This window comes from Paenibacillus periandrae, assembly GCF_022458865.1.
Lineage (GTDB): Bacteria > Bacillota > Bacilli > Paenibacillales > NBRC-103111 > Paenibacillus_S > Paenibacillus_S periandrae.
Map to the genome: position 1 here is coordinate 52,416 of NZ_JAJNMU010000013.1, position 16,425 is coordinate 68,840.

Annotated in this window: 11 protein-coding genes; all 11 read right to left on the reverse strand. The window is 48.8% G+C overall.

What is annotated here, in order from left to right; all coding sequences use genetic code 11:
* Nucleotides 1-128: 128 nt before the first annotated feature.
* The 11 genes from LRL21_RS22070 to LRL21_RS22120 all read right to left on the reverse strand — a co-directional run bounded on the left by LRL21_RS22070 (nucleotide 129) and on the right by LRL21_RS22120 (nucleotide 16,394).
* Entirely contained in the window at nucleotides 129-2,282 is a 2,154-nt protein-coding gene (locus LRL21_RS22070; RefSeq protein WP_240417957.1) for an ABC transporter ATP-binding protein, read from the reverse strand.
* A gap of 77 nt (nucleotides 2,283-2,359) precedes the next feature.
* Nucleotides 2,360-4,102, reverse strand: coding sequence for an ABC transporter ATP-binding protein (locus tag LRL21_RS22075; RefSeq protein WP_338044661.1), 1,743 nt, complete (start codon nucleotides 4,100-4,102; stop codon nucleotides 2,360-2,362).
* A 188-nt stretch (nucleotides 4,103-4,290) separates the two neighbouring features.
* Complete coding sequence (locus LRL21_RS22080; protein ID WP_240418115.1) at nucleotides 4,291-6,006, reverse strand: MGH1-like glycoside hydrolase domain-containing protein; 1,716 nt, start codon at nucleotides 6,004-6,006, stop codon at nucleotides 4,291-4,293.
* A gap of 94 nt (nucleotides 6,007-6,100) precedes the next feature.
* Nucleotides 6,101-7,426 carry an ABC transporter substrate-binding protein gene (locus tag LRL21_RS22085; RefSeq protein ID WP_240417958.1) on the reverse strand — a complete coding sequence of 442 codons (1,326 nt, stop codon included), beginning with the start codon at nucleotides 7,424-7,426 and terminating at the stop codon, nucleotides 6,101-6,103.
* A 109-nt stretch (nucleotides 7,427-7,535) separates the two neighbouring features.
* The gene (locus LRL21_RS22090; RefSeq protein ID WP_240417959.1) at nucleotides 7,536-8,375 is read right to left on the reverse strand and encodes a carbohydrate ABC transporter permease; all 840 of its coding nucleotides are present in this window, start codon (nucleotides 8,373-8,375) and stop codon (nucleotides 7,536-7,538) included.
* A 4-nt stretch (nucleotides 8,376-8,379) separates the two neighbouring features.
* Entirely contained in the window at nucleotides 8,380-9,297 is a 918-nt protein-coding gene (locus LRL21_RS22095; protein WP_240417960.1) for a carbohydrate ABC transporter permease, read from the reverse strand.
* A 92-nt stretch (nucleotides 9,298-9,389) separates the two neighbouring features.
* The gene (locus LRL21_RS22100) at nucleotides 9,390-11,090 is read right to left on the reverse strand and encodes a response regulator transcription factor (RefSeq protein ID WP_240417961.1); all 1,701 of its coding nucleotides are present in this window, start codon (nucleotides 11,088-11,090) and stop codon (nucleotides 9,390-9,392) included.
* Nucleotides 11,091-11,133: 43 nt separating this feature from the next.
* The gene (locus tag LRL21_RS22105) at nucleotides 11,134-12,927 is read right to left on the reverse strand and encodes a cache domain-containing sensor histidine kinase (protein ID WP_240417962.1); all 1,794 of its coding nucleotides are present in this window, start codon (nucleotides 12,925-12,927) and stop codon (nucleotides 11,134-11,136) included.
* 107 nt (nucleotides 12,928-13,034) lie between these two features.
* Nucleotides 13,035-13,817 (reverse strand): DUF554 domain-containing protein, encoded by a 783-nt coding sequence (locus tag LRL21_RS22110; RefSeq protein ID WP_240417963.1) that lies wholly within the window; start codon nucleotides 13,815-13,817, stop codon nucleotides 13,035-13,037.
* 79 nt (nucleotides 13,818-13,896) lie between these two features.
* A complete protein-coding gene (locus LRL21_RS22115; protein ID WP_076230357.1) occupies nucleotides 13,897-14,886 on the reverse strand; it encodes an ABC transporter permease in 990 nt (329 codons plus the stop codon).
* Nucleotides 14,883-16,394 carry a sugar ABC transporter ATP-binding protein gene (locus tag LRL21_RS22120; RefSeq protein WP_240417964.1) on the reverse strand — a complete coding sequence of 504 codons (1,512 nt, stop codon included), beginning with the start codon at nucleotides 16,392-16,394 and terminating at the stop codon, nucleotides 14,883-14,885. Before LRL21_RS22120 ends, LRL21_RS22115 begins: the two co-directional genes overlap by 4 nt.
* Nucleotides 16,395-16,425 lie beyond the last annotated feature (31 nt).

Below are 16,425 nucleotides of genomic sequence, written 5' to 3' on the forward strand. Positions count from 1 at the left end.
ATACTCGTAGATGATCGGCTTAAAAAAGCATGCTGCAGACGTGAGGTCTTTTTTCTGCTCATGCTTTTTATATAGCAATACGAATATTCAGATAGTAAGGTTGCAGTCAATCCAAAATGTGTCCCATTCTATAACGTTGTAGAAGTTGGCTGGATGTGAGCTGTCTCATGCTTGTTATTGTCCCCGCCCTTTTGCAGCTGATACATCCTGTAGTAGCGTCCTTGCAGCTCCATCAACTGCTCATGATTGCCGCGCTCCACAATCTCGCCATGATTCAAAACGAGAATCAGATCGGCATCACGAATCGTCGACAGCCGGTGGGCGATCACAAACGTTGTCCGGCCTTCGCTGACAACTTGCAGCGCCTGTTGAATTAGGCCCTCAGTTTCACTGTCAATACTGGCAGTCGCTTCATCCAATATCAGGATCGAGGGATCAAAGGCAAGCGCCCTTGCAAAGGAAATGAGCTGTCTTTGACCTGCTGATAGTGTGCTCCCCCGCTCGACTACCGGCTCATCATAGCCTTTGGGAAGTTTTTCAATGAACCCGGCAGCTCCCACATCAGCCAGCGCCTGTTTGACTTTGCGCTCGTCAATCGCTTCATTATACAAGCCTACATTGAATTTAATATCGCCAGCGAACAGAAACGGATCCTGTAGAACAATCCCCATATGCTTGCGCAGCGCCTGCTTCGATATTCCTGCAATACTACGCCCATCAATACGGATTTCGCCTCCGGACGGCTCGTAAAAACCTAGCAGCAGGTTCATAATTGAGCTTTTGCCCGAACCTGTATGACCGACAAGCGCAACTGTCTCGCCTTTTTTGGCCTCGAACGTGATATTCCTTAGCACCGGCTCGCCTTCCTTGTAGGCAAAGGTTACATTATCAAAGGCAACATGCCCCTCCGGTCTGGCCAGGCCAATCGCGTTCTCCAGCTCAACACCTTCCAGATCGAGAATATAAAATACTTTCTCTGCGGACACAACAGCCCGCTGGGCGTTCGTCAACTGGTCAAAAATCCCGATAATCGGCTGGAAAAACCTGCCTAGATAATCGATGAAAGCATAAAACACACCAAACGAAATGGCCGTCTGCAGCGATTGCCCACCAAAATACCAGATGGTTCCGGCTGTGAATAACGATCCGACCAGACCGGTAAAATTACGGGAGGATAGCGAAAATACACGCAATTGCTTTTGATTGCTGCGGTAACGGTCCTCATTCAAAACTTCAAATTCCTTCAACCGGGCCTTCTCTTGACGAAAGGCTTGTATGATCGGCATCACGGCAATCGATTCACTGATCATTGCGTTCATATCACTCAATCGGGCACGCATGATAGCTATATAACCTTTGGAAAACTTCAGATGCACCCACATCACAGCGATAAATAACGGGATCAAAATCAATGTAACCAGAGCCAATTGGACATTCAGTAAAAACAGGGCTACATAAATACCTACAACATTAATTGTACTGACCACGAAGGTAGCCATAAAGCTCATAAAAAGGTCACGGATCGCTTCCGTATCATTGGCAACACGGGAGACAACCTGACCAATTGGCGTGTTGTCAAAAAAACGTAATGGAATCTTTTGAATATGTCGCATCAGGTCCATCCGCATACGCTGAATGATTCGCAGCGCCGTCGATTGCAGCGTGTATGCCTGGATATAATGCAGGGTACTGGCAATGACCAGCAAAGCAATGAATACCCCGAGCCAGCCCAATACAGGACCTACCTCGTATTGATAAAGCGATGCTACCTCCGATGAGGATAGCTTGTGGGCCGGGTACAGTTCAGGTGCAGCCCCTTTCCGAATAACCTGCACGGTTACTTGTGAAGATTCCGAAGCTGCTCCCTTCAGCTGAGCTGCCGAAGCAGGCTGTACTGACCAATTGCCATCAAAATCCTGAGCCGTATTGATCAGGTACATTCCGCTTTCCAACTGCATGAAGCGGACTTCCTTCCAGCCTGAACGAATCGCTTGCTGTCTCGCTTCTGACGGATCGGCATGCAGCCAATCGCTGCGGTAATAAATAAGGCCGTTTAACTCGACAGCCTTCATGGTTTGCGCTAATGCCGGATATTCCTTGGCTTCGTACCAAGGCAGCTGTACGCTGCTGATGTGTTTATCAATAATCGTTTTTGCGATATAAGGACCGCCCAGCTCCGCTCCTACCGCACAGCACAGTACAAGCAGCGCGGCCATAATACGCACTTTGTAGATTAATGCGTAAGAGGCCAGCCTTCGAACTACCGTTTGTTGGGATGCCATAGTTCCATTCCTTTCACGCTTCGCGCTGCATTTTTGTTGATCTTCTTATTTGCTGATCATCTTATTTGCGTGTTGTCTCAACCTGCAAGCGTTGCCTCCATCTGTTGACGGTCAAATTGCTCCTTGTACCACCCGCCGTGCAGCATCAGCTGCTCATGTGTTCCTTCTTCGACGGTTCGTCCATCATCAAGTACGATGATCCAATCGGCATGCATCACTGCAGATAGCCGATGTGTCGCGATCAGCGTTGTTTTGCCTGAGCGTTCCTTGCGGAGATTGTTAAGAATCATGCTTTCGGTTCGTGCATCGACGGCTGATAGCGAATCATCCAAAATTAAAATCTCCGGATTGACCAGCAAGGCGCGCGCAATGCTCACCCTTTGCTTTTGCCCGCCTGAGAGCATCACTCCGTTCTCGCCAACAATCGTATCCAAGCCTTCCGGCAGCTGCTCCAGATCCTGGGTAAAGGAAGCCATTTCAATCGCTTTGCGAATGTCCTCTTCCGACGCTTCCGGATTGCCAAGGGCTATATTATCGCGAATCGGCTTGGATAACAGCAGGTGCTCCTGCGGCACGTAGCCCATCCAGCCGCGAACCTGAGTCAGTGCAATCTGTTCTATAGGAATGCCCGAAATCAACAGCTTCTGCGGCTCAATCGGATACTGCCTTAGCATCTGCTTCAGCAACGTACTTTTCCCGCTGCCGGTCCGGCCGACGATCCCAAGCGTCTGTCCGCGCTCCAGCTGCAATGAAATTCCGTTCAAGCTGTCGTGTTCAGCTCCGGGGTAACGAAAGCTCAATTGTTGCAGCTCAATCCGTCCCGGTTGAGCTACAGCTACTACAGAGTCATGATCCTGAACGTCTGCGGTTTGAGCAAAGCTTGCTGATAACCGGTCCACGGATGCCGTCCCACGCTGTAATATATTAATAAATTCACCGAATGCAATCATCGGCCAAATCAGCATACCGAGATAAATATTGAAGGAAACCAGCTGCCCAAGCGATATTTGATTATGAAATACCATATAGGAGCCGTAACCGATCCCAATCGCATAGCTTAGCCCGACAATCGTCGATATTGATGGATGGAACAGCGAATTGATCGCGGCGACCTTCATATTTTTGGTCATAACGTCCTTCGTAACCTCATCAAACTTGGCAATATCATGCTCCTCCTGCACATAGGACCGAATGACACGCATTCCCGATATCGATTCGAGCGCACGATCATTCATCTGACCGAAGGAGGCCTGTGCGGCCACGAACCGCTTGCGCATACGTTTCCCCAGCATATTGATGACAATCGTCAGGAACGGCAGCGGAATCAATGCAGCCAGCATCAGCTTGTAGCTGATGAGTGACACCATCGTGATGAGTACAACAGCGGTACCGACCAACGTATTGACCAGCGTCATCACCCCGTAACCAGCCGTTTGGCCGATAGCAAGCACATCATTGGTCGCAAGCGCCATCAGCTCACCGGTTGTATTTCGTTGAAAGAAGGACGGTGACATCTTCGTCATATGCTTCAGCAATCTGCCTCTGAGCAGCTTCTCCAACAAAATAGAATTACCAAACAAGGTTGTAATCCATATATACACGATGACATAAATCATCACGGCCAAGCCCACCAGCATCATGACGCTTCGATAAAGCTCTGCTTCGGTCAATCCTCCTGTACGGATTTGATCAATGACGTTACCGATCATTTTGGGTGGAATAATGCTTAACAGGTTTACCGTTGCCATGAGGATAATCGCCATACCATATTTAGCCCACTGTTGTCGAAAAAACCATGAGAGCTTTTTTACAAACGTCACCCAAACTCCTCCTTACTTGTCAATTCATCCTTCTACCATACCATAAATTGGCGATTCAAACAGCGGATTTTATCGTTAAAAGAAAATGTTCCCCCCTTACATCGCAGTATCGCCAACATGCATAACAAAACCACCTCCAAGGCCACTTTAAAAGTAGTTTTGGAGGTGGTCATTTTACTTAATATTACTTATCGATAAGTTGGAGCTATAACTCCAGGGTCAGACACACTTGTAAACACCCCAAGATCAAACTGCTGTATTTCATTCCCTTTGATTGTGATGGGGTAATCCTTCCCCTCATATCGAAGCTCACCCTCGATCATGCGTACCGACATCCCGATAATCGATTTCAAGCAGCCCTGACGGTCGGTTATAGCCCGAATCCCATTCGGAAATTGCAAATACAGCTCACCGTTTCGATAAACAACCGCCTGCTCGCGTGTATTCACAAGCTCGAACTCGCTTCCTTCAATCGTGCGGCTGTATCCCGTTTCATTGGCAACCTCTTCACCATGGTCCATCGTATAAGGAACCAATCCGGTAAACCACAGCTGTCCCTCCGGGGTTGGCAGTATACCGCTCAACCGTTCTACATAATCGAGCATACACAAAATCGCCGGCGAATACGTTTCCGTGTATCCTTCCTTCCCTGTCCAAGGGCTCAAGCATTGCGCAAAACGTTCCACACTCAAAAATGCCGATAAAATCGGAAAGATCACCCAGGTCAGCTCCACATAACGTCCATGATGCTCAAAAGCATGCGGGGTGCGGATCAAGCTCAAGAAATTGGAGGCTCCGCCCCAGCTGTTATAGCTGGAGAAGGGATCGAATCGCGGATCATCCATGGACATGGAGGTAAACGGATATTTGGCAAAAAATTTGCTGGTATTCAATAAATAGCGGCGCAGCGTCTTATCAAAAAAATCACGGTCACCAACCTCACAAGCCATCACTCTCAGCAGTACATCGGATTGTACTTTAACCCATTCGTTATTACGATCCAGATCATAAAAAAATTCATCCTGCTCATCATAGCAATAGTTGAATAAGCTGTTCAGACTTTCCTCCGCTTTGGCCTTCCAATCCGTACCGGTTTCGCCCAGTTCTTCAGCCATCTTGTGCAAATAAAGACGCTGGCAGTATACATTAGCCGTCAGGTCTGGTGCGAGAAAAGGAAGAATCGGCGAATCGGGATTACAGTACCGTGCATCATCCCCATGCGGCGTGTCAGGAACATGCCAGAATCGGGGCGATAAATCATGTCCGGTATCAAATGTGCAAAAAGCTTCCACACAGCCGCTTCCCCGCGTATTGCGATAGGCAGCCAGCCATTCGTCAAAGCGCTGCATGGCGGAATACATTTTTCGCAAAAATGGTTGATTGCGCCCATTCAGCAAATAGTGATTCCAGACGCTTCTGGCGAGCGGCGTTACCATCTGAATTTGTCGATAGGCAGCGCCATGCTCCGTTATTTTATAGGGCAGCTGACCATCCTCGCGTTGAAAATCAGCAAAGCTTTCAAAGGAAGCCTCAGAGACAGAAGGAATGAAGCGTGACAACAATTCCGCGTTAATGGAACCGGTGCTCTCCAGCCAACAGCCGAGATAGATACCTCCTTCGTGAAGAATCGGCTTCCTTGCAGTGCTGCTTATATCACTACCCTTACCCGTAACGGCTTGAGAGACTTGCTCGCTGCCTCCAACACCGCCGGTTGGCACGATACAATCGAGCAGCTTGCGCACAGCGCTGTCATACACACCCTCAAAGCGTGCCGAGGATGCAGCAAAACGGACTCCTGATCGCTTCCACTCCGCCAGCACATCCGCATCGGACGGTTTCTTCAATATGCCCACCTTGTCGTCAATATTGATACGCCGCAGCCGTTCTAATAGGGGTTCACTCATCATACCCGCCTCTTCTCATTCGTATTTACTTGTGCGATAAGAACAGGCAGCACCCGAATGTATTCGAGTAGCTGCCCATTCCTTGCTAATTGGATTATTTATTGTTATTGAAAATTTTCATAACACCATTGTAAAAGTCGTCGACTGCTTTTTTAACATCCTTTTTGCCAAATCCGATTTCCTGAACGGTCGTTTCCGCCAGCTTGGAATATTCCGTAAAACCCGGAGGGTTGTAGCTGACTTTGACCGGTTCTTTCTTGGCCGCATCCGACACCTTGCTCGTGTAATCGTAGATGATCTGGTCAACCGGCGTAGCTTCCTTCTTCAACAGCTCGCGCATTGGAGCGGTTACCGGAACACCGCGGTCATTACCGAGAATTTTGGCTGCGTCCGGATCATTGATCCAGTAGCTCATCAGCTGTGCAACCTCTTTTGGATATTTCGTTTTGTTATAGCCAGACATCCCTTGGCTCGATTCAAAAATAACAGCAGTGCCTTTAGGACCACGCGGCAGTGGAACCAGTGTTAGGCTGTCCTTGATCAGATTCTGATGCGCACCGAGTGTATTGGAGGCAATCAGACTCATCGCGACTTTACCGGTTACAATAAGCGACTTGCTCGTATCTCCTGGAGGATTGGACACCTGCAGCTCAGGGGTCACAACGCCTCCTTCCTTGCGCAGCTTATCCCAGTAGGCGAACCACGGCTCTACGTCCTTCTGCTCGAACCCGAGCTTGCCTCCGTCCATATCGTACAGCTGCTTGCCGTTCTGTTTCAAATAAATGTCCATGCCGTCCACTGTATAGTCATAGGTACCGTAGTAATCCTTGCCCAGCTTCTGGGACAGCTCCTTGGCAATTCGGCTGAAATCATCCCAGGTCCAGCCTTCTTTTGGCAGCTCGACACCAGCCTTCTTGAACAGCTCCGTATTCACAAGAACACCTCGGGCATTCGCACCCGCTGATACGTGCAGCAGCTTGCCTTTGATCGTTCCGTATTCAATCATCGACTTGTCCATATCAGTCAGATTCAGCTCTTTGCCGACATAAGAACCGATATCCAGCAATACACCCTTATTTGCATAATCGACGACATTGCCTCCGAGGAAAAATACATCCGGCGCCGTGCCTGAAGCCAGCTGTGTGTTTAGTTTATCGAAATAGCCTGAGCTTGGCGCGAATTCGCCTACAATTTTAATATTCGGGTTCTTCTTCTCGAAATTACGTAAAGCCTCATTCGTCCGGTCCGCACGCTTCTGGTCGCCCCACCACATAATACGCAGCTCAACCGGCTCCTTTTTGGCAGCATCCTTCGCAGTGCTGTCTGCAGTACCTGTTGGCGTACCACCTGTACTGCCCCCGCAAGCGGAAGTAACAGCCATCAATGCTGCTATAGCAGCAAATGAAACAGTTTTTTTCATTTTTGTAATCCCCCTTAACTGATTATGGAAGCTTGTGTTCTGATCATAATGGATAACGCTTTCTGGATGAATCAGTTTCCTTCGGCTCTTCATTATTAATTTTTTCGGATTACTTAATACCCGTGGTGGCTATGCCATCCAGAAAGTACCTTTGGAACGTAAGGAAAATGGTCATAATCGGAATTAGCGACAGCACCGACATCGCCAGCAGCGCACCCCAGTCCGACTCTCCGGCAGGGTCAAACAGTGAGCGAATACCTAACTGTACCGTGAACAGCTTGACGTTATTCAAATAAATCATTTGACTGAAAAAGTCGTCCCAAGTCCAGATGAACGTAAAGATTGCCGTCGTAATCAGTGCAGGCACCAGCAGTGGAAGAATGATTTTCCAATAAATCTGACCTTGTCCGCAGCCGTCTATCGTCGCGCTCTCATCAAGCTCCTTCGGAATACCACGGATGAACTGCACCATCAGCAGAATGAAGAATGAATCGTGAGCCAGCCATTTGGGAACGATCAAGGGTAAATACGTATTAATCCATTCAAAGTTTTTGTACAAAATATATTGCGGCACCAGGGTAACATGATACGGAAGCATGATCGTCACGAGCATCATACTGAACCACAGCTTCTTGTATTTGAAATCGAGCCGCGCAAAAGCAAACGCCGCCAACGAGCAAGTAATCACATTACCCAATACGGACATAACGGAAATTTGTGCTGAGTTGGTGAAGAAGCGAAGAAACGATATCCCCTGCAGCCCCTTCCAGCCATTGATGTAATTCGTTAAAGTAAATTCCTTGGGCCACAAGGTCGTATCGGAAAAAATCAGATTGTTCGGCTTAAATGAGCTGCTGAGCAGCCATAATACGGGATACATCATCACAAGTCCTATCGCAATAATGATGAGATGCTTGAGTCCGTTAGCATATGTGGATTTGGTTATCATATCGTCACCCCTTCTCTTCCTTGCCGTCTCCATAAAAAACCCAATACTTTGAGGTTGCAAAAACGATTGCCGTTAAGCCTCCGATCATGACAAGCATGATCCAGGCCAGTGCGGACGCATAGCCCATATCGAAAAAGGAGAAGCCTTTTAAATATAAGTACAACGTATAGAACATTGTCGAGTCCATCGGCCCTCCGCGTCCGTCTCCAATCACAAAGCCCGGCGTAAACACCTGAAACGAATTGATGATCGTCATGACGAGGTTAAAAAACAGGACCGGCGACAGCAGCGGCAGCGTGATTTGAAAAAACTGACGGATTTTGCCGGCACCATCCACCTGGGACGCTTCGTACAAATCGGCAGGAATCTGCTTCAAGCCAGCCAAAAAAATGACCATCGCCGAACCAAACTGCCAGACGGACAACGTAACTATCGTATACAGCACAAAGTTCGGATTCGCTATCCAGGACGGTCCTTCAATACCGAACCAGCTGAGAAAATGATTAAAAAGCCCGTTACCATCGAATATTTTGCGCCAAACAATCGCAATGGCTACACTGCCGCCAAGCAATGAGGGAATATAATAGACGGTCCGGTAAATCCCAAGCGCTCGAATCCCTTTATTCAAAGCCATAGCCACCAATAAAGCGAAGATGAGCCGCAGCGGTACGGAGAACAGTACATACTGAAATGTTAATTTTAAGGAATGGTAGAACATGCTGTCATCTGTAAAAATCTGCACATAATTGTCGAAACCGAGCCACCGTGGTGAAGACAATAGATTGAACTTGGTCATTGACAAGTATAACGAACCGAGCATCGGGCCCAGCGTCAGACAGAAAAAACCGATCAGCCACGGCAGCAAAAACAAATATGCTGTACGATTCTGTCGGTATTGGGTTGGTTTGCGCGAAGCTTGCATGGTGGCCTCCTAATCCTGATCTTATGGAAATGATCCGTGTGTAGTTACGAACGATAACCTAATCATACAGACTAGAGGACTTGTAATGAATTCTATTTCTTCGGCAGTTCATTATTAAATTTTTCAGGTGGACGGTGGCGACAATCGGATGGGGTTACCCCATACATACGTTTAAATTTGGAGGAGAAGTAGCTGGCATTGGAAAAACCGCTCAATTCGGCAATATCCCACAAGCTGAGCTGGGTATCCACCAGCAGTCGTATCGCATGGGCCATACGCACCTCAGTCACATATTGGATAAACGTTTTGCCTACCTTCGATTTGAACAGCTCTGAGAAATAGGAGGAGTTGTAGCTAAAACGTTCGGCAAGCATCGTCAAATTCAATTCATACATGTAATTGCTGTCAATAAACTGCAAGGCTGCCTGGATCATCGATTGCTCCGGGTCCTCCGTGTCAGCCTTTGTTTTAAGATCGATTTTCTGGCCCAAATGGACCAGAAAGCCTTGAGCTTTATCTATCGTATCCAAGGCTAGCACCATATCCGGCCTTACCCACAGCTGTTCCCCGGCTTCCAACTGCACACCGGCTGCATAAGCCATGGAGTCCAGCAGCAAATAGAGCTGGAGCACCAGCTTGACGAACTGCACCTGTGACTCGATAAAGGCATCTGTCAGCTCCTTACGAACCGTCTGGGTGAACAGCTCCAATTCGCCGCGTGACAGCTGTCTTTGAATGATTTTAGCTACATCCTCGGCTAATGCCGGTCTGTTGTCTGCGTATTCTTTAGCTGTACCGCCTGCATCGCTCTCGAGCAAATTCCAGGCTATCAGGGAAGACATGTACCCTTCCTTCCACTTGCTAAAGCCACTTATCGGCTGCCCGATGCTGATAGCAGGCTCGAACGATAAATAACTGCTTATGCTCGTACGCAGCTCTTCGATGAACGATGCAGCCGCTTCATCGTCATGGTTCAGGATAAAATGCATCAGCCCTGGATAATTCGGATCACGAAATACCTGCGGCTGACCTGTATGAAGCTGAGCAACCTCCCGGCAAATCATTTCGAATGGAAGACGCAGCTTATCCGGCGTACGTGTATCAGCTGGGTTAGATGGGTCGGCCGACATAGAACTTGCGGATACCTCCGTGCTGATGTGCTTATTGTCTAAGGATCCAGTTGCAGCTGTGCTCGTTAGCGTCTGACCTGGTTTGCGCTCCTTAAATCCCACGGTCAGGAAGCTGACCATCCGTTCATTCCAATCACGCAGCAAGAACAGCTCTGCGCGCTCCTGCTCAGCCTGTCCTGGTTTAAGCTCCTCCTTGACCAAATGAACAATAAAATGCTCCTTCATCTCGACATAATATTGGGAAAGCCGCCAACGTACGTCGGCCTGCTCGTTTTTGAGATTTCTCTCCTCATTCAGCTCCTGGGTCACCTTGCGCAGAGCAGCCATCAGCTCATCCTGAGTAACAGGCTTGAGCAAATAATCACGTGCCTGATTGCGTACGGCAGCTCTGGCATAATGGAAATCCTCGTATCCGGTAATCACGATGATCTTAAGTCCTGGGTACTGCTCGTGACAGCTTTCGAGAAAAGAAACCCCGTTCATCACCGGCATATTCATATCGGTTATAACCAGGTCGATGGCGTCAGATGCCAACCGCTCTAACGCTTCAATGCCATTCGAAGCTTCGGCAACGACCATCAATCGCAGGCTGTCCCAGTCGGCCTTCAGCTTTAACCCGAGTCGAATTTCCGGCTCGTCATCCACAATCATGACGCGATACATATGGGGTACCTCCTACTTTTGGTATGGATAAGACTCATACATTTCATTTCGTCAGCATCTGCTGTACAGGCAGGATCAGCTCGATCCGGGTTCCGCGATCCTGCGGCGATTCGATAGTGAAGCTAAATCGTCCTCCGTAATACAGCTGACAGCGCGCCAGCACATTACGCAATCCGATCTGCCTCGAACCCGTATTCAAGATGTGATCGAACTGGGAGGATAGCGATTCTGCATACAACCGCTGTATCAACTCCTCGTCTATGCCTGGGCCATTATCTTCAACGATTAAGCGCACCTGCTCCGGCTCGCTGTATATCCGAATGACCACCTTCGCTATCGTTTGATGAAGGAAGCTGTATTTGACTGCATTTTCCACCAATGGCTGCAAAATAAATTTCACCATTTGCCTGCTGTCCATGTCCCCCTCTTCCTGGGTCGAAATATCCAGTCTCTCCCCGAAGCGGATTTGCAGGATCGAGACGTAATGCTTCAGATAAGTTAATTCCTCCTGCAGCGGAACGAGATCCTCACTGCTTCGAAGCGAAAACCGCATCATTTTGCCGAGCGATTCGATCACTTTAACCGTATCTCCGGTGCGCTGCTGCATCGACAGGCTGCTCATCAGCTCCAGTGTATTGAACAAAAAATGCGGGTTGATTTGCAGCAGCAGCGCTTTATATTCAGCCTGCTGGCGAAGCAGCTTCAGCTCAAACTCGGTTTTGATATGATGCTGCAGCTGCTCCACCATATTGCGAAATGTTGAAGTCACGTAACCAACCTCATTGCGAACGATCTGATCGGCAGGAATACGGCTTTCCGCATGGGCAAAGTCGCCTTTTTGCACGGAACGCATTGCTGAGGCCAGTCGCGACAATGGCTTCGTAATTCCATGTGACAACCATGTCGCCACAAGGATTGCGCACAGCAGCAGTAAGGTAGTAAACAGAATGATGCTATTGCGTAGTGTGTACAGCTTGGCGTACAGATCCTGCTCAGATACGATGCCGACCAGCAGCCACTGATTCAGCTTTTTGTAAACCACAATATCGTTCATGCCCCGGTCATTCGGTACATACAGGACACCTTGACGCGCACGTACAGTCTTGACAGCCTCTACATTTCTGATTGTTTCGGGATCGGATGCATATTCATGTTGCGAAAGAATCGGAAGACCGTTTTGATCCAGCAAAAAGATCGTACCGCTGTCTCCCAGATGTATCCGCTTGAGCGGCTCCAGAAAAAAATCGACACTCACATTAACCTTCATCACGCTTTTGTAGAGAGAAGGCTCGAAGGTGCCGATCGGCAGCAGCAAGCTCACCACCTGATAAGGCTTCGACTGTCTGGATTCGACCTGATCATTGTGGGCAGATACCCAATGGTTCCCATTCTGCATAAAATCCTTGTACCACGGCTCCTCTAAAAATTCCTTATCCGCAACCACCTGATTGCCAATGCTGATCCACAAGCCCTCTGGACGATAAATCGACACCGAGGAAACCCCTGAATAATTGTTGGTCGTTTGGGTCAAAAACCCGCTTAGCTCAATGTTGGACAGCATCTTTTCCCCTGAGGACAAAGAAGGATCAGATAAGGCGATATCCCATTTTTTGGTCACATCGCTATTATACACAAGGGACGATAAATCATAGATTTGATTGAGCGCCATGTTGACATAGGAGCCGTATTCGTCCATTTTCTCCAGCGCCGACGATTCTATATAGGATCTGACAATCGAACGGGATTCATTAAACAGCAAAGAGGAAACGGTTCCAAATGAAAGCACAAGCAGCACAACAAACGAGGCAATCAAGCGATTTTTCAAGGAATACAACATGACCTCATCCCCCTTCTCAGCTGTGAAATATCAGGCTTTCGCGGCGCCAACTGTCGAACTCTATCTCAAAAAGCACCGACAACGATTGTCAGTGCTGAGCTCTCTATCTACCAGGTCGAAATCCAATGAATGAAAGGAACCGCAAGTGCCGCTACGAGCACAGAGGGCAGCAGATTGGCGACGTTAATTTTGCGCAGCTCCAGCAGATTAATGCCGATGCCCATAATCAAAACACCACCAACCGCTGTAATTTGCATAATGATCTCATCAAGTGCAGCCTTGTCCACCAAGGAGGCGATGCCTGAAGCGGCAAGTGCTATAGCTCCCTGATAAAGAAACACCGAGAATGCCGAGAATAGCACCCCAACACCCATTGTAGAGGCAAATATGACTGTTAAAAAGCCATCCATCATAGCCTTTACATATAAAATATCATGCTGTCCACGCAGCCCGCTATCGAGCGAGCCCAGGATCGCCATCGCACCGACACAGTAAATCAATGTTGTGTTCACAAATCCAGCGGCTATCCTGCCTTGAACTTGGACTTCTGACTGCAGATCAGCCAGCTTGCTTTGTTTCCTGCCTCCAGAGAGCCTGCGGATGAAGCGGCTTAAAGCATTAACCATCCGCTCCAACTGTCGGCCCAGCGCCTCCAGATTTCGTTCCACATGCAGCAGCTCACCCAGCAGTCCGCCAAGTACCAGACTTGCCACTATGAGTAAAAAATTCGTCGACTTCAACGTCATCGACAAACCTAGTGCTACCAAAGCCAAACCGATCCCCTGCATCACCGTGCTGCGAATGCCCTGACTCAAGCGATTCAGCATCAGTCCCAGCAAGCCGCCGACAATGATGGCTGCCGCATTAATGATCGTACCCCATAACGCCATATCGTGTATGCCCTCTCGTTCATCATGCCTGTTCCTGCAGCAGGACTACAAGCTCCAGTTGTTACCCCATTATAACCGATTATGCTGAGCGTCGGCGTGTTAAATGGATAAATGTGATAGCTAGCGCCAGTACGAGAACAAGCCCTTTAATAATATCGAACGCATAATACGGCAGATTCAGCATCGTTAGTCCGTTCAACAGCACTCCGATCAGAACAGCTCCAAAGAACGTGCCAATAACATTGGGTTTCCCGGCACCCAGCACCGAATAACCGACAAATACGGCAGCTACCGATTCCATCAATACGGGAGCACCCGCATCAATTTGACCCGATCCGACACGGGCTGCAAACAGCAGACCGCCCATAGCAGCAAAAACTCCTGACAGTACATAAGCCATCGTACGCACCCGATTGACCTGAATACCTGACAGACGCGCGGCTTCCTGATTGCCTCCGGTTACATACAATTGACGTCCCCAGCGAGTATAGGTCAAAAATATGTGCACAAGCACAACCGCAATGATCATCAGCAGCACAGGAACAGGCAGACCAAACAGCTTGCCTTGGCCGATCCAGAGAAAGGACTCTGTGAATTTGCCCGGCGCCTTCGTTCCGTCCGGTAATTGCATGTTGTTATAAATGGAAAATCCTTTGGTGTACGTCTTGTGTACCCCACCTATAATGTACATGACCGCAAGTGTCGCCAACAGATCGGGGATGCGAACCTTAACGATCAGCAGCGCATTTAACAAACCGATCAATACGCCGATCAGCAACGGAACTGTTAGTACCAGGATGAGCGGCAGCTGATAAAATACCATCATGGAGGCCACTACAACAGTCGTCAGTGAAACCGTCGAGCCTACCGAAAGATCGAAGCCATCGACAATTTGCGAGAAGGTCACGCCTATCGCAACAAAAGTAACGATCGATATCGAACGTAAAATATCGGCCAAATTGTCGTAGGACAAAAAGTTTTCATTGCTGAGAGAAAACAACACGATAACCAGGGCAATGATCACTAATGCCCCATACTTATATGAGTAATCCAGAAATTTATCTTTCACTGAAACGTAGCCTCCCCAGCGCTCGCGTAGTACAAAATTTGTTCCTGCGTGGCTTCATCCCGACGCAGCTCTTTCACGATTTGGCCGTAGCTCATAACGAGTATCCGATCCGCTATCCCCAAAATCTCGGCGATTTCGCAGGAGCAATACATAATCCCCTTGCCTTCCCCGGCAAGTCGGCCAATTAAACGGAATATATCACTTTTGGCTCCGATATCAACACCCTTGGTCGGCTCATCAAAAATATAGATTTGCGCGTCAGTTGGCAGCCACTTGCCGACAGCAACCTTCTGCTGGTTGCCACCGCTCAAATATTTTACCAGCTGCTCCATATTCGGCGGATGAACGCCCAATTGCTGGATCATAGCCTTTGCATTGGCAGCTTCCTGCGACTGTTGAACAAAACCGAATCGGCTGAACAGCTTAAGCAGCGGCAGAGACAGGTTATGCTTGACCGACTGTTCAACAAGAATACCCTGCTTGCGACGCTCCTCTGGAATCAGCGCAATGCCTTCACGCACCGCATCGCTTGGATTGCTGAGCTTCAACCGCTTCCCTTGCAGCTCAATCTCTCCACGCTCCAGCGGATCGGCTCCGAACAGCAAACGGGACAGCTCGGTTTTACCGGCTCCCACCAAGCCTACGATGCCGACAATTTCCCCGCTGTGCACGGATAAGTTCACTCCGCGAACCTTGGTGCCCAGCGTCAAATCTCTCGCCACCAATAACGGCCCGCCGATCGGCACCTCTTCCTTGGGGAATTCTTCCTCGAAGGTTCTGCCAAGCATCTGCTCGATGACGACTTTTACACTCGTATCCGCCGCAGCCTGGGTAGCAATAATCCGACCATCACGCATCACTGTTACCTTGTCACTGATCCGGAATACTTCATTCAAGCGGTGAGAAATAAATATACAGCCTACGCCATCAGCCTTAAGCCGTTCCATAATTCGAAATAGCTGGTCTGCTTCCTCATTGCTGAGCGGCGCTGTAGGCTCATCAAAGATAATAAACTTGGCCTTTTGCGCTAATGCACGGGCAATGAGCACCATTTGCTTGTGCGCGATGCTCAGCTCCCCAGCCTGCCTTCGCACATCAACTGTAAGTCCAATGTCGCTTAATATACGGGCGGCTTCCCGCTCGATTTGACTCCAGCTTAACCAGCCGCTGCCTTTCGTCATCCGATCCAGCATAATATTTTCCGCAACGGTAAGCTTAGGTACAAGAGCTGTATCCACTTCCTGATAAACGCATTGAATCCCACTCTGAATGGCATCGCTTGGACCGCTGATCGCAAGGGGCTTGCCGTCAATCGAGATCTCGCCCTCATCAGGCAAATAGGCGCCGGACATCACTTTGATTAATGTGCTTTTGCCTGCCCCATTAGCTCCAAGCAGTGCATGAATTTCGCCTCCGCTAACCGCAAAGTCAACCTGCTGCAGTGCCTTCACTCCGGGAAATGACTTGGAGATGTGACTCATTTGCAATAAGGTGATGGAACTCGTCATCCTGGCATCACGCTCCTCATTTCAATGGAAA